The sequence below is a fragment of the Epilithonimonas zeae genome (assembly GCF_023278365.1).
In the GTDB taxonomy this organism is placed as follows: domain Bacteria; phylum Bacteroidota; class Bacteroidia; order Flavobacteriales; family Weeksellaceae; genus Epilithonimonas; species Epilithonimonas zeae_A.
Genome location: NZ_CP075338.1, coordinates 1773990 through 1793255, shown reverse-complemented (window position 1 = coordinate 1793255; position 19266 = coordinate 1773990). Strand labels below are relative to the sequence as shown.

General features: G+C 33.8%; 13 protein-coding genes. 9 read left to right on the top strand and 4 right to left on the bottom strand.

The features are described 5' to 3' along the window. Window positions 1–32: 32 nt before the first annotated feature. The 4 genes from KI430_RS07905 to KI430_RS07890 are packed head-to-tail and all read left to right on the top strand — an operon-like array spanning window position 33 to window position 4045. Window positions 33–1202: a glycosyltransferase family 87 protein gene (locus KI430_RS07905; RefSeq protein ID WP_248877919.1), complete on the top strand. Its 1170-nt coding sequence runs from the start codon at window positions 33–35 to the stop codon at window positions 1200–1202. Window positions 1203–1232: 30 nt separating this feature from the next. Beyond that, window positions 1233–2156, top strand: a complete 924-nt coding sequence (locus KI430_RS07900) for a glycosyltransferase family 2 protein (RefSeq protein ID WP_248877917.1) — start codon at window positions 1233–1235, stop codon at window positions 2154–2156. Between the two features lie 3 nt (window positions 2157–2159). Beyond that, the gene (locus KI430_RS07895) at window positions 2160–2948 is read left to right on the top strand and encodes a polysaccharide deacetylase family protein (RefSeq protein ID WP_248877915.1); all 789 of its coding nucleotides are present in this window, start codon (window positions 2160–2162) and stop codon (window positions 2946–2948) included. Further along, complete coding sequence (locus KI430_RS07890) at window positions 2948–4045, top strand: glycosyltransferase family 4 protein (protein ID WP_248877913.1); 1098 nt, start codon at window positions 2948–2950, stop codon at window positions 4043–4045. The genes KI430_RS07895 and KI430_RS07890 overlap by 1 nt, the downstream gene beginning before the upstream one ends. A gap of 37 nt (window positions 4046–4082) precedes the next feature. Here KI430_RS07890 and KI430_RS07885 read toward each other — a convergent pair whose 3' ends face one another. After that, complete coding sequence (locus KI430_RS07885; RefSeq protein WP_248877912.1) at window positions 4083–4733, bottom strand: YggS family pyridoxal phosphate-dependent enzyme; 651 nt, start codon at window positions 4731–4733, stop codon at window positions 4083–4085. A gap of 128 nt (window positions 4734–4861) precedes the next feature. Here KI430_RS07885 and lpdA point away from each other — a divergent pair, with 128 nt between their 5' ends. The 5 genes from lpdA (at window position 4862) to KI430_RS07860 (ending at window position 10137) form a co-directional block, all read left to right on the top strand. After that, window positions 4862–6265 carry a dihydrolipoyl dehydrogenase gene (gene lpdA / locus KI430_RS07880; protein ID WP_248877911.1) on the top strand — a complete coding sequence of 468 codons (1404 nt, stop codon included), beginning with the start codon at window positions 4862–4864 and terminating at the stop codon, window positions 6263–6265. A 169-nt stretch (window positions 6266–6434) separates the two neighbouring features. Beyond that, entirely contained in the window at window positions 6435–7376 is a 942-nt protein-coding gene (locus KI430_RS07875) for a DUF4476 domain-containing protein (RefSeq protein ID WP_248877910.1), read from the top strand. A 185-nt stretch (window positions 7377–7561) separates the two neighbouring features. Continuing rightward, the gene (gene aroB, locus KI430_RS07870) at window positions 7562–8608 is read left to right on the top strand and encodes a 3-dehydroquinate synthase (RefSeq protein ID WP_248877909.1); all 1047 of its coding nucleotides are present in this window, start codon (window positions 7562–7564) and stop codon (window positions 8606–8608) included. Between the two features lie 159 nt (window positions 8609–8767). Then, window positions 8768–9454: a porin family protein gene (locus KI430_RS07865; RefSeq protein WP_248877908.1), complete on the top strand. Its 687-nt coding sequence runs from the start codon at window positions 8768–8770 to the stop codon at window positions 9452–9454. A 92-nt stretch (window positions 9455–9546) separates the two neighbouring features. After that, complete coding sequence (locus tag KI430_RS07860) at window positions 9547–10137, top strand: porin family protein (protein WP_248877907.1); 591 nt, start codon at window positions 9547–9549, stop codon at window positions 10135–10137. A gap of 77 nt (window positions 10138–10214) precedes the next feature. Here the strand turns inward: KI430_RS07860 and KI430_RS07855 are convergent, their stop codons facing one another. The 3 genes from KI430_RS07855 to KI430_RS07845 form a co-directional block, all read right to left on the bottom strand. Next, window positions 10215–12443 (bottom strand): zinc-dependent metalloprotease, encoded by a 2229-nt coding sequence (locus KI430_RS07855; RefSeq protein ID WP_248877905.1) that lies wholly within the window; start codon window positions 12441–12443, stop codon window positions 10215–10217. A 22-nt stretch (window positions 12444–12465) separates the two neighbouring features. Continuing rightward, complete coding sequence (locus tag KI430_RS07850) at window positions 12466–12912, bottom strand: hypothetical protein (RefSeq protein ID WP_248877903.1); 447 nt, start codon at window positions 12910–12912, stop codon at window positions 12466–12468. 112 nt (window positions 12913–13024) lie between these two features. Further along, window positions 13025–19006 carry an alpha-2-macroglobulin family protein gene (locus tag KI430_RS07845; RefSeq protein WP_248877901.1) on the bottom strand — a complete coding sequence of 1994 codons (5982 nt, stop codon included), beginning with the start codon at window positions 19004–19006 and terminating at the stop codon, window positions 13025–13027. Window positions 19007–19266 lie beyond the last annotated feature (260 nt).

The following is a 19266-nucleotide window of genomic DNA, read 5'->3' as shown; positions in this document are numbered from 1 at the left end:
TTTTTTAGACTAATCAACCTATCAAAGCGATTGTGAAACAGAAGTTCTTGAAACTGATTTCAGATTACAGAATTATCTTTGTAATCTATATTATCGTTGCAGCCTTGACTGCATACAGCAAATACAAAAGAGGAACTGGCGGATATAATAACTATCTGATTTTCAAAAACGTATTTTACAATACGTTACAAGAAAGAAATATTTTCTCGCAATATCCCGACTTGTTTTTTGATAGTAATCATTACGGTGTATTTTTCAGTCTTTTAATTGCTCCTTTTGCGATGTTGCCGGATGGTTTTGGTGCAGTTTTATGGAATGTTGCCGGAACTTTGGTTTTCCTGTATGCCATTTACAAACTTCCGTTTTCAGATAAAAAGAAATCCTTTTTCGCCTGGCTTTGTCTTCAGGAATTCATTACCGCGGCAACTTATTTTCAGTTTAATATTATTCTGACAGGATTATTGATGTTGTCAACGATTTATATTTATGAAAGGAAAGAAACGCAATCTGCATTCGCAATCCTGATTGGTGTTTTTGTGAAAATCTATGGAGTCGTAGGATTATCTGCTTTTTTCTTTATTAAAAATAAAACCAAATTCATCATTTCATTAATCATAATCTCAATTTTATTTTTTGTTTTGCCGATGTTGATTTCAAGTCCAAAATTTGGTATTCAATCCTACTTTGACTGGTACACTTCTCTTTCAGGGAAAAATTTGGAAAATCAAGCTTTGGGAACACGTCAGGATTACTCATTAATGGGCGTTGTAAGAAGAGTTTTAGGAGATGCTACTATTTCTAATCTTATCTTTTTAATTCCGGGATTTATCATATTTATGTTGCCATATCTCAGAACTAAACAATTCAAATTTTTATCATTTCAAATGATGATTTTGGCTTCTACACTATTGTTTGTTGTCCTTTTCAGCTCAGGTTCCGAGAGTCCAACTTATATTATTGCAGTTGCAGGTGTCATGCTTTGGTTTTTGATGCAGAAAAAATTATCAAAAATTGACATTTGCTTATTGATTTTTGTAATGATTTTCACTTGTTTTGCATTTTCGGATTTATTTCCAAAATTTATAAAAGAAGATATTTTTATCAAATATTCCACTAAAGCAATTCCTTGTATATTAATCTGGTTCAGAGTGATGTATGAATTGTTGATAAAGGATTTTGAAAAAGATTATAAATTGGACTGATAACTAGACCAATAATATTAATATAAGCAGATGAAAAAGATTTCCATCGTGATTCCGGCTTATAATGAAGAAGGTAATTTATCCATAATCCACGGCGAGATAAAAAAAGTATTTTTGAACCTTCCTGATTATGATTATGAGATAATATATGTGAATGATGGCAGTCGGGATGCAACCCAAAAGACTTTAGAAGAGATTTCATCTAATTGTCCTAAGCTAAAATATCTGGAATTTTCAAGAAATTTTGGACATCAGAATGCTGTAAAAGCCGGAATGGATTATGCGGATGGAAATGCTGTAATTTCTATGGACGCAGATATGCAACATCCTCCAACGATGATTCCTGATATGATTAAAAAATGGGAAGAAGGCTACGATGTGGTTTATACCATCAGAAAATATTCTAAAAATATTAGTTTTTTCAAGAGAAAAACATCAGATTTTTTCTACCATATTTTGTCGAACTTATCCGATGTAGAGTTAGAAAAAGGCAGTTCCGATTTCCGCTTATTAGATGCTTCAGTCATTAATGTTATCAGAAAAACAGGTGAAACAGATATTTTTCTTCGAGGTTTGGTAAAATGGGTTGGCTTCAAACAATATTCGATTGATTTTGTTGCTGCGGATAGATTTTCCGGAAGCAGTAAATACAGCCTTGGAAAAATGATAAAATTCGCATTTACAGGAATTACCGCTTTTAGTGTGAAACCACTTTATTTAGCGGCTTATCTTGGGTTTTTCTTTTCATTTTTGTCTTTGCTATACATTCCTTACGTCATTTATGCATTCATTAATAAAACTGAAATTTCCGGTTGGGCATCGATATTGATGACAGTTGTTTTCTTTGGCGGAATTCAACTGATAATTTTGGGTATTTTAGGAATTTACATGGGAAAAATATTCAAACAAATCAAAGAACGTCCAAATTATATTATCCGTTCGAAAAATTTTTAATTGATGATTTTATTAAGTTTTGATATTGAAGAATTTGATATGCCTTTAGAATATAATGGCGAAATTCCTTTGGAAGAGCAGTTGGCGGTTTCCAGAAAAGGATTACAGAATATTCTCAGGATTTTGAAGGAAAATAATATCAAAGCTACTTTTTTTTCAACTGTAGTTTTTGCTGAAAATAATCAGGATTTGGTTAAACAATTACTTTCCGAAGGCCACGAATTGGCTTCTCATACTTGGTTTCATTCGGATTTTGAAGAGAAACATTTAGCAGAGTCAAAACAAAAATTAGAAAAATTATTTAATACAAAAGTGGTTGGTCTCAGAATGCCAAGAATGAGTCCGGTTTCGGAAGATGCAGTTTCTGATGCAGGTTACTTCTACAATTCATCCATTAACCCAACTTATCTGCCAGGACGATATAACAACTTCGGAGTTAGCAGGAAACCATTTTGGCAGAAGAAGGTTTTACAATTTCCTGCTTCGGTTTCTACGATGTTTAGAATTCCGTTGTTTTGGCTGAGTTTTCATAACTTTCCACTTTGGATTTATAAATTTTTGTCCAAATTATCTTTAAACGCCACAGGATTTTTGAATATTTATTTTCATCCTTGGGAATTTGCAGACATCTCGAATCCAAAGTATAAATTGCCCGCCTTTACTTTTAAAAATACAAATGAAGAGATGGGTAACCGTTTTGATGATTTTATCAAATGGGCAAAGAAAAATAATTATCAATTTTCTACAACCAAAGAATTTTTGGAAAATTGGACTCAAAAAAATAAGAATTAATGAAGATTGCTTACGACGCCAAACGTATTTTTTCCAGCTGGTCTGGATTAGGAAACTATTCCCGCGATTTGGTTCGGGTTTTAGCAACGTATTTCCCTGATAATCATTATTTATTATTCAACAAAAAAAAGTCGGATCGCGGCGAAGCAATATTGAAATTACCCAATGTGATTTTTGTCAGAACGACTAAAGGCACGCTTTCCCGACAGCTTAAAACAGGAATCGATGCACAAAATAACAATGCAGACATTTATCACGGTTTGTCCGGCGAATTGCCTTTACGATGGAACTCGAAACCAATCAAAAAAGTCGTGACCATTCACGATTTGATTTTCGAAAGATATCCGGAATATTACACTTGGATTGACAGGAAAATTCATTTTTGGAAATTCAAAAAAGCAGCAGTTTCTGCAGATAAAATTATTGCTATATCTGAACAAACTAAGCGGGATATAATTCAGTTTCTTAAAGTTGATGAGAGTAAAATTGATGTTGTTTATCAGGGCTGTCACGCTAGTTTTAAAGAAAAACAATCCGAGGAAATCCTCCGTCAAGTCAAAGAAAAATTTAATCTTCCAGAAAAATTTCTTTTGAGTGTCGGAACGATTGAGCCAAGAAAAAATCTTTTAAACGTTGTCAAAGCATTGAAGGATTCGCAAATTCCATTAGTTGTAGTTGGTGCAAAAAAGCCGAAATATTTTAAACTAATCGAGAAAGAAATCAAGAAAGGGAAGGTTGAAGTTCATTTTCTCTCAGGTGTTTCTATGGAAGAATTGGCTGGGATTTACAAGTTGGCTGAAATTTTCATTTATCCAAGCTTTTTCGAAGGTTTTGGGATTCCTGTTATCGAAGCTTTGTTTTCAGAAACTGTTGTGATTACAAGCAATACAAGTTGTTTGCCTGAGGCTGGTGGACCAGATTCTGTTTATGTCAACCCTGAAAATATGGATGACATTAGTGCCAAAATCAATTTTCTTTGGGATAACGAATCTGAGAGAAAACGCCGTGCTGAAAAAGGGTTGCATTTTGTTCAGAAATTCAATGATGAGGTGATTGCTGATGAAGTGATGAAGGTTTATAACAGTTTAATGTTGTAAATTTAAAGTCAGGAGTTTTAAACTTTGAACTTTAAACTCAAAACCTTGAACCGAATATCGCAGAACCAACTCTCACAGAATTAGAACCACATTCAATTGCCAAAAGAAAATCACCACTCATTCCCATTGATAAAGTTTTTAAAGGTTTCAGTTCAGATAATTCATCAAAAAGATTTTTCAGAATAGAAAATTCTTCACGGATTTGAGTTTTATCATCCACAAAACTTGCCATTCCCATCAAGCCTGTGATTTCGAGATTCGGATAATTTCCATTAAGATAATCATTGAAAATTTCTTTAGCCTGATCCACTGTCAAACCAAATTTCGTGTCTTCTTTTGCGATTTTGACCTGAAGTAGAACGTTGATTTTTCTGTTGTTTTTTGAAGCTTCTTTGTCAACTTCTTTCAATAATTTTTCACTGTCAATACTTTCTATCACTGCAACAAAGCCTGCAATGTATTTCACTTTGTTGGTTTGAAGATGCCCAATAAAATGCCATTCGATATCGTTGGGAAGAACAGGTTGTTTTTCCAGTAATTCCTGAACTTTATTTTCTCCAAAAGCGCGTTGTCCCAAATTGTAAACCTCCTTGATTTTTTCAGCTGGATTGGTTTTGGAAACTGTTACTAGTTTTACATTTTCGGGAAGTTGAGAAAGGATATCTTGATAGTTTTGTTCGAGTGACATTGTAATTGAATTTTAGAAAAATCTGATACAAAAATAGAGATTAATTACTTATTTAAATCAGTTCCAAAATTGTTCTAAAATTCGTAAATTTGAGGAAAATTTTTATTCGAAATAATAATCACAAAGATATGAGTCAATTTGATGTAACCGTTATCGGTTCTGGTCCTGGCGGATATGTTGCAGCAATCAGAGCTGCGCAATTAGGTTTTAAAACTGCAATTATTGAGAAATATCCTACTTTGGGCGGAACTTGTCTTAACGTGGGTTGTATCCCTTCCAAAGCTTTGCTGGACAGTTCCGAGCATTTCGAAAAAGCAAAACACGAGTTTGCAGATTACGGAATTATCATCGATGAGCCGAAAGTAGATTTGGCAAAAATGATTGAACGTAAAAATGGAGTAGTGGAACAAACGACAAAAGGAATCAACTTCCTGATGGATAAAAATAAAATCACTGTTTTTGAAGGTCTTGGAAGCTTCGAATCTGCCACTCAAATCAAAGTGACGAAAAACGATGGTTCATCTGAAACTATCGATTCAAAATATACGATTATCGCAACTGGTTCTAAACCATCATCTTTACCTTTCATCACTTTAGATAAAGAAAGAATCATTACTTCTACAGAGGCCTTGAATTTGAAAGAAATTCCTAAGCATTTGGTAGTTATTGGTGGTGGTGTTATTGGCCTTGAGCTAGGTTCAGTTTATTTGAGATTAGGTTCTCAGGTAACTGTGGTCGAGTTTATGGACAAAATCATCCCGGGAATGGATGGTGCTCTTTCCAAAGAATTACAAAAAGTTCTTAGAAAACAAGGAATGAAATTCGAGCTTTCTACGGCGGTTTCTGCAGTGGAGAGAAACGGAGATTCTGTAAAAGTTACTGCTAAAAATAAAAAAGGCGAAGAAGTCAACTTCGAAGGCGATTATGTTTTAGTTTCTGTTGGTAGAAGACCTTACACAGACGGACTTGGATTGGAAAAAGCTGGAGTAGAATTGGACGAAAGAGGAAGAGTTAAAACCAACGACCATTTGCAAACTAATGTTTCTAACATCTATGCAATTGGAGACGTTATCAAAGGTGCAATGTTGGCGCACAAAGCGGAAGAAGAAGGAACTTTGGTAGCTGAAATTTTAGCTGGACAAAAACCTCACATCAACTATAACTTGATTCCAGGAGTAGTTTATACTTGGCCAGAAGTCGCGGGTGTTGGTAAAACAGAAGAGCAGCTAAAAGAAGAAGGTGTGGCTTATAAAGTAGGAAGTTTCCCAATGAGAGCTTTAGGAAGAAGCCGTGCAAGTGGTGATACAGACGGATTTGTAAAAATCATTGCTGATGAAAAAACCGACGAAGTTCTAGGTTTCCATATGATTGGAGCGAGAGCCGCAGATTTGGTTGCAGAAGGCGTGATGGCGATGGAGTTCCGTGCAAGTGCAGAAGATATTGCTAGAAGTTCTCACGCACACCCAACTTATGCAGAAGCTGTGAAAGAAGCGGCTTTGGATGCGACTGGAAAGCGTTCGATTCATATGTAAGATTTTACATCTATATGTTTATAAAGAGAAGCGATTTTGCTTCTCTTTTTTTGTTTTAATTACTTTATATTCAATGATTTAATTTTTTATTTACTAAAATTGTAATTTTAATTGATAATTTGGCATATTTGTAGAATTAGACTGGATATTATAAAATAAATTATTGACTATGAAAAAAATATTTACTACTTGTGTCTTTCTTTTAAGTTTAGCGACTTTTGCTCAAGAAGCAGGAAAAGCAGGCGAACTTTTGAAAAATGAAGCTTCAAAAAGCGAGATGCAGACTCGCAAACCGGAAACATCTGGAAAAAGAGGAAACGGAACATTAGACAATTCAAATTACAGAACTAACCCGAATAATAACAATAATATTCCCAACACTAGACCAAATCCGAGTTATGATTGGAATCAAAATTACGGTTATGGCTATGCGGAGATATTCTTGAGAATCCCTGAACGAGGTTTCTACACAGTGGAAGTTGGCGACCAGATGTCAGCAAATTCTTCCGGAAAATATAGGTTTTTTGATATCATTCCAGGTTTAGTTCCGATTTCTGTTTATGCCAACGGATATCTGCTTTATAGAACAAGAATTAATGTTCGTAACAATTCCAGATTGGTCTTGGATTTCTTTAGCAATCGCGGATTATATCTTTTGGGAACTTATCAGCTTCAAAACCAAGCTTACGGTAATTATGGCGATATCTGGAACGATATGTGGAATTCTCCATACAATAATGGTAATTCTGGGCAATGGGACCCATATTACGGAACAGGAAATCAAGAAGGTTACAACGGAAATAACCAAGGGAACTATTATGGAAATATGATGAATAATGCAAGTTTTAATGTCTTTTTACAAGTCGTTAAAAACACCAAATTTGCAGATGATAAAGTTTCCGTTATCAAACAACAATTAAGAAATGCTATGGTAACATCAGAGCAGATAAAATCACTTCTCGAAGCTTTGACTTATGACAAAGATAGAGTTGAGGTTGCCAAATATTCTTATTCCAGATGCGTGGACCCGGTTAATTATTTTGTGATTTATCCTGCATTTCAATTTCAGAGTTCAGCTCAGGAATTACGAGATTTTATTTCAAAACAATAGATTAAAGAGAGACGATTGCTTCTCTTTTTTTATTTGGGCAGCTTAATCCGCCTTCCGCTCTCAATCTTTTCACTCCACTCCGTTGCGTAAAAAGGATTTCCGCTCAAGTCGGGCTGCGAGCAATTCGTCGCCAAACAAGAACCGAATATTGCTAATTTGTTCTTACTTTTGTTAAAATTTCAGTTATGATAAAGGAACTTGACCAAGATTTCACGAGCCTTAATGAATATATCGATCAAATCAAACCAAGCAAGATTTTTATTTTGGTGGATGAGAATACACACAATCATTGTTTACCAATCTTACTCCCAAACCTAGAAACCGAAGCCCATTTTGAGGTTATTGAAATAGAAGCTGGCGAAGAAAATAAAAATATAGAAACCGCAACACAACTTTGGGAAATCTTCTCAGAAATGGAAGCGGACAGAAAATCTCTTCTAATCAATCTGGGTGGAGGTGTGATAACAGATATGGGCGGTTTTGTGGCTTCAACTTATAAGAGAGGTTTCAAATTCATCAATATTCCTACAACTCTATTATCGATGTGTGATGCTTCTATAGGAGGGAAAACGGGAATTGATCATCAGTATCTGAAGAATATAATTGGAACGTTTGCATTGCCAGAAGGTATTTTCTTTTATCCAAAATTCTTAGAAACTTTAAAATTTGAAGAACTTAGAAGTGGTTTTGCTGAAATGCTGAAACACGGATTAATCGCCGATGCTGAACATTGGAGCCAATTAAGTTCTCTTGATAAAATAACACCAGAATCAATCTCTCCATTCATCAGCCGAAGTATGGAAATTAAAAATAATGTGGTTTCTCAGGATTTTAAAGAAGAAAATGTTAGGAAAACACTCAACTTTGGTCATACGATTGGTCACGCTGTGGAAAGTCTTTTCTTGAAAAAAGGTAATCTAATTCCTCACGGAGAAGCTGTAGCACTTGGAATGATTTGCGAAACACATTTGGCTTTTCTTTGCGGATTGATTGATGTAGAAGTGTCATCAGTTATTATTAGTAAAATAAAAAGATTGTTTCCTTACATCGATATTTCAGAATTCAAGAATGCAGCGATTATGGATTTAATGTTCAATGACAAGAAAAACCAGGATGGAAATATTAATTTTTCTTTGATAAATGGAATTGGATCTTGTGTTTTTGATCAAAAATTAAATCCGGAACAAATTATTTTGACTCTTAATTTCTATAAAGGACTTAATCAGAATTGATTTTTGTTATTTAATGAATAATATTTTAACCCGTTGAAAACAAGTCTTTTGAATTATTGATTTTGAGTTAATAATCATTTATAATAATTGATTTTTTAAATTTTGGCAAAGATTTTGAAACTATCCAAATCGTAAAAACAAAATTTAAAATTTGAAATTATGAAAAAGTTATTTTTAGGATTAGGTTTAGTGGCGGGAACATTTGCATTTGCACAAACTAGTCCGTCGTTCGGTTTAAAAGCAGGTCTTAACGTTTCATCTATATCAGATGATGGTTATGAAGATTCAAAATCTAAAGCTGGATTCTATGGTGGAGTTTTTATGAATGCGCCTTTATCAGAACAATTCAGTATTCAGCCAGAGGTATTGTATAGCCAGATGGGAGCTAAAGTTACAGGAACCAATTCTTATACTATTGGAGGTGTAACTACAACGGATAAAAACTCCGCAAGTCTTAATTTAGATTATGTAACAGTTCCTGTAATGTTTCAATTTCATGCAACGCCTAATTTCTATTTAGAAGCTGGCCCTGAGTTTGGATTCTTGGTTGGAGCTAAAGCTAAAGGTGATACAACAACAACTGTAACTTCTGGAGGTTCATCTTCTACTAGTACAGAGTCCTATTCTTCAAGAGATATTAAAGATTTTTATAGTGGATTCAATATGGGAGCAGGATTAGGTCTTGGATTTAATTTCACTCAGAATTTTGGAATTAATGCTAGATATGTTGCTGGATTTACTGATATCAACAAGAAAAACAACGACGAAGATGGCAATACTACATTGGAACAAAGTGGTAAAAACAGAAACAATACTTTCCAGGTTGGATTATCTTACAAATTCTAATCTTACACAATATTAAATTATTACTAAAGACCGATTATTTCGGTCTTTTTTATTTGATAATTTATATTTTTGCTCTTCATAAACAATTATATATGAAGAAAATATTTGGGTTGGTGGGATTGACAATGATGTCTTTGGCTTACTCACAATCATTTGGTGTAAAAGGAGGAGCAAACATTTCTACCATTAGTCAAGAAAATGGTTGGGGTGATAAAAATTCTAAGGTTGGTTTTTATGCAGGTCTTTATATGAATGCACCAGTTAATGCTTTACTTAGTATTCAGCCAGAGCTGATCTATAATAATATGGGAGTAAAATATGAAAATGGAAATACTTCTCACACGCTGAATCTTAATTATGTATCAATGCCAATTATGTTTCAGTTTGAATTGATACCAAAGTTCTATGTCGAAGGTGGACCTCAGTTTGGTGTTTTGGTTGGTAATAAAAATAAATATGAAAGCGATAGCAAAACCATAATCGAGAAAGATAAAGATGCTTACAATCAATTGGATCTGAGTGGGGGAGTTGGATTAGGTTTCAAATTCAATAATATGGCAATTGGAGCCAGATATATTATTGGTTTCACTGATATTAAGAAAAATGGTTCTACCAGCTGGAATAACAGTGATAAACAACTTAGAAATAGTGGATTCCAAATTGGATTGCAATACGGATTTTAATTTGATTTAAATTAATTTTTGAACATAAAAAAACCAACTTCGAAAGAAGTTGGTTTTTTGTTTTTAAGTTTAATTGCTTATTTAACAATAAGATTTTTGCTAGTAGTTTCTCCGTTGTTAGAAATTACAATTCTGTAAGTTCCTGTTTTCAAATTAGAGATGTTAACCTGAGTTTTTTCATTTTCCAAAGATCCATTAGAAATTAATTTTCCGGAAAGATCTAGAATTTGATAACTAGCACCTTTATTTACCTTATTCAAAGAGATATTAACTTCTCCTTTTGCAGGGTTTGGATAGATAGCAAAACCTTTGTCAAAAGCAGATTCGTTAACTGCAAGCACTTTATTAATGTTAAATCTGGCAGAGTTTACAGCGAAATAGATATTGTTTACAGCTTTTACCATAATCCTTGCATTTCCATTGTTTTCATTTGGAAGAATTACGTCAGCACTTCCTGTATTAGGTACACTTTCCGCTAATACGGTTGGGAAAGTTAAACCATTATCAGAAGATAAGAGAATCTGTACATTTTCTGTATTAATTGGTGCGGCATTAGTGCCTGCAATATCCCAAGTTACAGGAAGAGAAGAGCCTCCATTATAATTAGCTGCTACCGTTTGGGAAGTCACTTTAAAAGGGCCTGAATTTGTAACTGTTACTACCGTATTAGCTCTGGCAGCTTGATTTCCTGTTGCTTTGTTGTCATTTACAAAAAGAGCAAAGTTAAGTGCTCTTGCAACTGTTGGTATAACTTCCCAAGTTGGAGTTAAATTTCCTGCGGAAACAGCAGACATTACAGGGAAATAACGTTGATTACTTGTTGTAGGACTATAAGATCTGAATACAGCTCCTGATGTCTGTGTAGAAACTGGTGCTGCAGATGTTGTTGCACCTCTAATATCTGTTTGTTCCCATAGATAAGTTACTGCATCACCATCAGGATCTGTAGCATTTCCAGACAAAACAAATGCAGTTCCGTTAGGAATAGAATAATTTGTTAATTGTTGAATTACTGGTACCTGATTATTGTTAGCTGTCTTTACACCACAGTTTGAACCTAATCCAGTTGTAATATTGCTATACATTTGGTTAACGCTTACTACATGAAAATAGGCATCACTATTTCCCTGTATATTTGGCGGGCAAATACCTGCATATGCCATAATTGTACTTCCACTTCCTGGCTCTACAGATGTAGCTGTTGTTCTGTTACTATCACATGAATTATCAAAAGTGTGTTGAGCGCCCCATTGGTGCCCCATTTCGTGAGCGACATAATCAATATCAAAAGCGTCTGTTCTCGGTGCCCCTCTTCCTGTTACACCGCGAGCTTTACTACCTGCTACGCAAGGTGATCTGAGTTGTGCAATACCACCACCGCCGGTACTGAAAATGTGACCGATGTCATAAGCGGCACTACCTACTGTCTGGTCAATAAACGCTTGATTCTCGTTTAAGAGTGTTGAGCCACTATCATTAGTGAATCCAGGTGCATAAGCATCGACATCTATAGAAAGTAATTGGTCATTATTAGCAATCATAGTCATTGTAAGAGAAATAGTTTTTTCATATACTCCATTTACTCTTGTCATTGTCGTATTCATAGCCGCAAGAACAGCTTCTTTCTTTTGTTCTACTGTTCCTCCTGCTAACCCAGCTCTATTGATATGGTATCTAGAATACTCCATAGTTGAAGATAATGCAAGTCGGTAATTTCTGAATTGACCATCTTGTACCAATGACTGTGGAACTGGTTCTGAAACAATATTTTCACCCTCTGGATTTTTGTAGCCACATGCAAATCCTTCAAGATTAGGTCCCAAATCTTCACGATTATAAACCATGTAAGTAGATTTATCTTGGGTGTAAGCATCCAGATAAGCCGTTTTTCCAGCATTGAAATACATTACATTCACGCCATCATACGGTGATACACTGAAACGGATAGAGTTTCCGGAGTTTCCTTTTTCGTACCCAAGATATGATCTTAAGTTTGGATATTTAGCTTGTAAAGCGGGATCCATTACAGAAGCTTCTTGTACAACATAATCTACTAATTTTCCTTCTGCTGTTGGGAATTTCAACACCAAAGACTCATCATTAGAGAAACGTTTTGGTGCTTTTGCTAAATCAGCTTTTATCTCTTCCATGTTGAGCTGAAAAAGTTTGTATTTAGAAGGCGTAGCTGTTTTGTCATAAACAGGCAATTTGTTGTCGATACCTGAGACTTGCTTCCAGTAATTTTTCTGCGAGAACAACATTCCCGAGAACATTACACCTACTGAAAATAGTAATTTTTTGTTCATTGTTAATATATTTTAAATTATCTTATTTTTTAATTTTTATATTATTATAATTGCTTTTTTTATTAAGCTTAATGATGATTGCCGGATATTTTTTATTTTTAAATTCAGGATTATCGTATTGCTGAATTTTTAGTTCTAAATTCTTATTCCTTTCTGAAACCTTAGTAACCGTGAAGTCCAATTGTTCAATTTTGGGTTGTAAAACAATATAGGTTTCATTCTCTTCAAAAGTTGGAATAGGATTTTTTCTTGGAGAAGGATTATTTGCGTTGATGATTTGGTAAATCTTATTGATTTCAGCCTGGGATTTCAAAATCTTAAATTCTGAATCAATTAGTCTAATATTTACATGATTTACCTCTTCAAATTCTACTTCCTTTACTTCCAAATTACCACTGTTCATTTTTGCATTTTGACAAGAAAATAAGTGAATTAATAAAGAAAAGTATAAAAGATATCTTGATTTCATACTTTTTTTTGCTAAAATAATAAAAATTATGCAATCTGTTTAATGTTTAACTATTTAAAATAGGAAAAGGCTTCAATTATTTGAAGCCTTTTCCTGTCATTAAATTTATATCTTATTCTGTAATCACTACATTCGTTCCCTGCGTATGCGCATTCATCTGCGGCGCATAATAATTCTGCAAAGTCGTAATTCCATTAGAAAAACTTCCACTTACATTCGCTACATAGTCATATTCAAAGACATATTTTCCTTTCGGCATGTATTCGATATAAAAGTTAGTAGAAGCATCTTTTGTTGATTGATAATATCCCAGATTATTTTTCCATTGATAACCAGAAATCACATCCAAAGGTTCAAAACCTGCCGCTCTCATATCTTTTAGATGAATGAATTCCATATTTCTATCCGTATTCAGAATCATTCTTACAGTCACTTTATCACCAACTTTCAACGGCGAATTTTCATTGATTTTAACTAATTGTTCCCCATTTTCGGTTTTCACTTTTTTGTATAATTCTTTAGAAATCGAAATATAACTTTCCGAAGATTTGATTTTGTCCAAATCCTCATAATATTGCCAGAATAATCCACCCTGAACAATCCCAGCGCTTTCTTTTTTAATAGAAACTGTCGCAAGATTTTTATCCAACTTATCAGAATTTACTGAAGTTTTAAAATATCCTGTTGCAGAAGTTTGTGGAACTGGATATAAATCTTTTGCTCCCCAATTAATTTCAGCTTTATCAGATTCTACAGACGTCCAAGATTTCCCTGAATTCAAAATCGTAAAAATAACTTCAGCTGTTCCTCTGGAGTTGCCCCAAGAATTCACTTCTTTCTGTGTAATCAGCCAGATTTTCATTTCTTCAATGAAATTTTCATCAGTCGGCGTTAATTTTTGGAATGCTTCAATGGCTCCTGCATGATTCACTGTTTTGGAAGAATACCAACCCCAATCATTCAGATTTTGTTTCCAATAAACACCTTGAGTTTCTGTTTCTGTCGAAGTTTCTTTAAGATAAGTCATCAGTTTTTTAGAAACATCTTTCAATCCATAATTGTTAAATAACAAAGCAGCTCTGTGCAATCCAAAGAAAGTGAAATCGGTGATTTTTGCCTTTTTGGCTTCATCAATAACCATATTTTTCAATGTTTTTCCGTTACCCTTTAAAAGATATTCCTTTTCCCAATACTGTCTTGTATAAAGATAATCCAAAACAAAATTATTCCAAATATTGTATTTATTTTGCTTCATTTCTACATATCGACTCGCTTCATTATCCACATAAGAAACCAGTTTTTTGACTATTTCTTTTTGCTCAGAACTTTGATAATCAGAAATGTTTCCTGTCAGCCATTCATTAATTCTGCCTAGATTTTTCAAGATATATAATGAAGTGTAATAAGAACTTGGATAACCTTGATACCAACTGAACCCGCCGTCAGGATTTTGCAGTTTTACCAATTCTGACCAATCATCATTAATGGAATTTCGCATCGTATTCGCATCGAATAATCTTGCTAATTTCTGCATTTGTTCCGTTTCATTTTTCGATTCTAAAACCCAAGGCGTTTCATCCAATAACAATTGTTTTAATTCCTGATTTTTTTCAAGATTCGAAGTCAAAAGACCTTTGGATTGATATTCATCAAAAACAGTTTTAAGTTTTGGATTTGCTTTGAAAATTTCCGAAGCCAGAACATCTGCAAACCATTTGTTGAAAACCACATCTGCCGAATTATTGATGTCATTTTTCAAACTTGGAAGCGCAAACATAATTTCCCAAATCGGGTTGGTCGTCAATTCCAAAGTGTTTGAAACATTAGTCAGAGTTTTAGAATTAGAATTTTTCAGATTTTCTAAAGTGAAAGTTTTCGTCTGGCCTTCTTTCACAAAAATCGGAAGCGCATCAGTTACCAACATCCTATTTGGAAGAATTGCAATGGCTTTTTGTTCTCCGTCAGAGAAATTACCGGCTTTTGCAACAATTTTAATAATTATCGAAGAAACATTATTAGGAACTTTCAGTTTCCAAGTTGCAGACGTATTTCCATTTTCAGCTAATGAAAAAGATTGTTCTTTATTATAACCAGAAACTGCTGTTAATTGAGTAATTCCAAATTTTTCTGTAATATCTTCATTGGTAAAAGCATCCAAAATCTGCAATTGGGCGAAACCAGTCAGCTTTTGACTGACCAAACTTGATATTTTAGTTTGAAGATTCAACTCGTCGCCTTCGCGTAAAAATCTTGGATAATTTGGTGTAATAGAAAACTCTTTTTGTGTCACAACCAATTTTTCCAAAACTGCAGTTCTTGCATCTTTGGTATGAGCCAAAAACATTAGTTTCCATTGTGTCAAAGCTTCTGGAGAAGTGAACTCGAATGATACATTTCCATCTTTGTCTGTAAGAAGATTAGGATAGAAAAATGCTGTTTCGTTGAGGTTTTGACGGACTGGGATTTTGTCTAAATCTTTATCCTTTGATGTAATAATCCCTTTCATATCTTGCGTTGTTGCTAAGTCATCAATCTTAACTCCGGCAGCTCTTCCTTGAAGTTTCATTGCTGGAGCCGAAACAGACATTTCAACTTCACTTGCATACATTGCTTTTGGTTTTGGGCAGCCTTTATATTCAGCAGTTCCAGGAACAGTTGGACAAGCATCATCGGAATTTGCAATTCCGTCACCATCTATATCAGAGCCAAATAAAATTGCACCATTGAACCAATTGAATTGAGGAATACGAACATTATTTGTATTCAAATAATTAGTTTTTCCATTATAATATTGTTGTTCCAAACCGTTTCTTAATTCATAAGAACTTTCATAGAAAGGTGAATAGAATTTCTGCCAACTCCAAGAATTCGCTGCAAATTGGTCAAGCGATTTATCATACATATTTGCCAAAACTTCCGCTATTACTCTGAGCGGAGTCGAAGAGTTTTTATCAGCGCCAGAAATTTTGATGGTCCATTTTTCTTTTTGTCCAGGCTGTAATTTGTCTCGGAATGTCACCATTTCAATTTTCAAATCATCTTTGCTGTCAGCAATTTTCAAATCAACCGATTCTGTTTTCACATCATTAAATGCAACCAATTGGAATTGCAAATTCACTCTCGATATACTTTCATCTTTCGGAATCGCAGTTTCATATTCTAAGATTCCATTTTTGAAAGATTTGGTTTCCGTAACGGTTTCTCCTTTTCCATTTTGAATGAAAATTTGAACCAATGGATCTGGAATCGCAGAGTAAACAAACACTTTTGCTTTCTCGCCTCGTTTGAAATCCTGCGTTGGTCTAATCACTTCCAAGAATGGATTTTGATTTTGTCCAAGTGATTTTTTATCCCAAACTTTGAAGAATTGCTCCGTTTTTATCGTGTCTTTTCCTTCAATATTATAAAGCAACACTTTGTATGTTCCAGCTTCTAGTTTTCCTAAATCTAGTTTGGTTGTCGGTTGTTGGTTGTCGGTTGTTGGATTTTCAATTCGATTAATTAGTTGTTTCTCAATTTTCCAATTCTTCACATCATCATTTTTATCAAATCTGTCGTGAGGAAATTTTTGTACAAATTCTTCTTTAGAAAGTTTTGGTAGATCCTGAACAACCGAAGCAAAATTCTCTCTAAAAATCTGTTTTGGTTCTTCCAGTTTTTCCAGCTTTACGTTGTAAGATTTTTTCAGAACTTGGTCGTTGTAATTTTTGGTGTCAACATTTAGTTTTATAGCTTCGTCGGAAAACGTATTTCCAATTTCATTAGCTGCGATGTAATGAGAAACCGAAGCTACTTTCACGTTGGTGTTTACAGATTGTGTTTCGCCATTGATATCTGTCACAGAAGCATTGATGGCATAATTATCAATCTGAATACCTTCCAGAGTTTCATCTTTTTTCAACTCGATTTTGATAGTAAATTCTCCTTTTTCGTTGGTCTTTACATCACCAAGAATCGAATTTTCGTTATCATTTCCACGAGGATACCACCAGAAATAGCGCCAACGGATATTCTGTTTTTTGATTTCATAGTTCACTGTTGAATTGCTCAGAGGAACGCCTGAAAACATCATCGCTTTTCCTTTCAATTTGATGGTTTGACCATATTTGTATTCGTCTTTTATCGGGTCAAAAGTCACTTCAAACTTTGGACGTTTGTATTCTTCAACTTGAAAATCTGAATAGCCATTAATATGGAAACCAGATTTGTCATCATCATTATTCACTTCTATATTGAAACTTCCATTCAGTTTGTTTTTTGGAAGCGTAAAACTGCCATTCACGGAACCAAATGCATTAGTTGTCAGTTTCAAAGTTTGCAATTCTTCGCCGTTTGCGTCGTGCAAAGTGATATTCAACGGAATTTTTTCTAATGTTTTTACTCTCTGAGTTTCGCCATTGATTCCAGTTGCAATCGCTTTGAAATAAACAATTTGTCCAGGTCTGTAGATTTTTCTGTCAAGGAAAATCTGTGCCGATTCCTGATTCTCGGATTTATTTCGATTGCCATAATCACTATCATAGCCGTAAACATTTATCATCGAATAATTGCTTCCGTTTTTGACAAGAAAATTTCGGTAATATTCTTTGTTATCAGAATTTGGAATTTGGAAATTTCCAGACGCATCCGTTTTGACAGAATGTTTTACGATTTGCTTTCCTCTAACGTATTCAGCTACTTCAAGAGTTTCGTTGGCAAATACTTTTCCGTTTTCATTATTCACCAATTTCAGAATATTAGCTTTTGGATTAGAATCATCTTTTTTTGAATAAATGATCTTGGAGTCCGAAACAATAAAATGATAATTTCCCTGAGTCGAATTTTCAACCACATATTCTGCCAAATAAATTCCTGCTGGAAGTGCTTTCAGCTCCAAAGATGTTTTATGCGTTTTAAAATCCGAAGATTCAGGTAAAGAGAATTGGTCTTTTCTTACCAATGTTTTTTTGACCTTTGCAAAAGGATTTTGATAAGAATCAAAAATGTGATTCAGAAAACCTGCGTTGTCATCAGCTTTGTAAATGTTGAGTGAAAAGTTTTTTACATTTTTTCCTTCTGCAACAATGTGAATTGGCTTTTTACTCTGCGTTTCGTTTTCATAAAATATGTTTAGCTGAGGATTTTTAATTTGATTTTCTTTGTTTTTGATGTTATTCAAAAACTTAGATTTTGGAAACATTTCTTTAGCATCATTTATCCAAGTCAAAGCCAATTTGTAATCTTGTTTTTGCTGAAGAATCTCAATCATATCATCAATAATCAAGACTTTGTAATCGCCTTTTACAGATTCGTCTTTGACCAATTTTTCAAGTTGCGCGAATTTGTCTTTGCAATTATTTAATTCACAATTATAATTGATTTTTTGATGTTTGAAGTACAACTGAGCATTTCCAGAAAGTGAAGCAGTTTCCGAATCGAAAATCGAATTAATTTTGGCTGAGTTCACTTTCAATTCGTTCGGCGTGAAGAGATTTTGATTTCTTAAGAACTCAATATAATTGTAATTGTACCAATCAGATAGCGTTGGGAAATATTCAAGATTGTCAGATGCATCAAATATTTCACTGTACTTCTGCATTTGGATTTTCTTCAAAGCAGCATTTTCTTTTTCTAAATCCGAATAATTCTTCAATAAATAATTTTTAAAATCCAGCTTGCTCCAGGTTTCGATTTGAGATAAGTCGGCGTTGTCAATATTGGTTTTCTGATTGATTTTCCAAGAATTATTCTGATAATAATCTTTGATGAATTCCAACGTCAGAAGATGAAACAATTGTCTTTCATCACCTTTCAATTTGCTTTCGGTGTTCTGAAGCTTCGAAAAGAATTTAGAATTTTCATCGTTTTTTGTATTATCCCTAGTCTGTTTTGTAATACTGAATTCAGCTTTTAGTGACTTTATGATTTGTATAGCATTATTATCCTTCAAAGCCTGACTCTGTATTTCCAGAATGATGGGAAGATTGGATTTGTAAGTTCCTTTTTTATAGTTGTCTTCAATTTTTTTCCATTGCTGGTCGTAATAGTTTTGAGCGGAAAAATTCATAGTAGCAAATATTAATAAGAATACTAATAAGGATTTTAGGATTTTCATATGTAGATTGTATTTTTTTGAATGAGTGAATGAATCACTTTATAAAGATGCATTATTTTATCGTAAGGTTGGAATTTTTTTGAAATGTGAAGTCTATTAAAATTTATTAACCACATAGGCACATAGTTTTTTTCAAATTTTAAGATTAAATAGTTAGACATTTATTTCTATTTTATCTTTTCAAGACAAATAATTTATTTTTTCTATGTGTCTATGTGGTTTTTTATTTTTAAACAAGCTCTTGGCATTTCGAAGATTTT

Excerpts from the sequence above, each read along its gene's own strand:
- KI430_RS07900 (WP_248877917.1), top strand. The coding sequence starts at position 1,233 with ATGAAAAAGATTTCCATCGTGATTCCGGCTTATAATGAAGAAGGTAAT.
- KI430_RS07895 (WP_248877915.1), top strand. The coding sequence starts at position 2,160 with ATGATTTTATTAAGTTTTGATATTGAAGAATTTGATATGCCTTTAGAA.
- KI430_RS07890 (WP_248877913.1), top strand. The coding sequence starts at position 2,948 with ATGAAGATTGCTTACGACGCCAAACGTATTTTTTCCAGCTGGTCTGGA.
- KI430_RS07885 (WP_248877912.1), bottom strand. The coding sequence starts at position 4,733 with ATGTCACTCGAACAAAACTATCAAGATATCCTTTCTCAACTTCCCGAA.
- lpdA (WP_248877911.1), top strand. The coding sequence starts at position 4,862 with ATGAGTCAATTTGATGTAACCGTTATCGGTTCTGGTCCTGGCGGATAT.
- KI430_RS07875 (WP_248877910.1), top strand. The coding sequence starts at position 6,435 with ATGAAAAAAATATTTACTACTTGTGTCTTTCTTTTAAGTTTAGCGACT.
- aroB (WP_248877909.1), top strand. The coding sequence starts at position 7,562 with ATGATAAAGGAACTTGACCAAGATTTCACGAGCCTTAATGAATATATC.
- KI430_RS07865 (WP_248877908.1), top strand. The coding sequence starts at position 8,768 with ATGAAAAAGTTATTTTTAGGATTAGGTTTAGTGGCGGGAACATTTGCA.
- KI430_RS07860 (WP_248877907.1), top strand. The coding sequence starts at position 9,547 with ATGAAGAAAATATTTGGGTTGGTGGGATTGACAATGATGTCTTTGGCT.
- KI430_RS07855 (WP_248877905.1), bottom strand. The coding sequence starts at position 12,443 with ATGAACAAAAAATTACTATTTTCAGTAGGTGTAATGTTCTCGGGAATG.
- KI430_RS07850 (WP_248877903.1), bottom strand. The coding sequence starts at position 12,912 with ATGAAATCAAGATATCTTTTATACTTTTCTTTATTAATTCACTTATTT.
- KI430_RS07845 (WP_248877901.1), bottom strand. The coding sequence starts at position 19,006 with ATGAAAATCCTAAAATCCTTATTAGTATTCTTATTAATATTTGCTACT.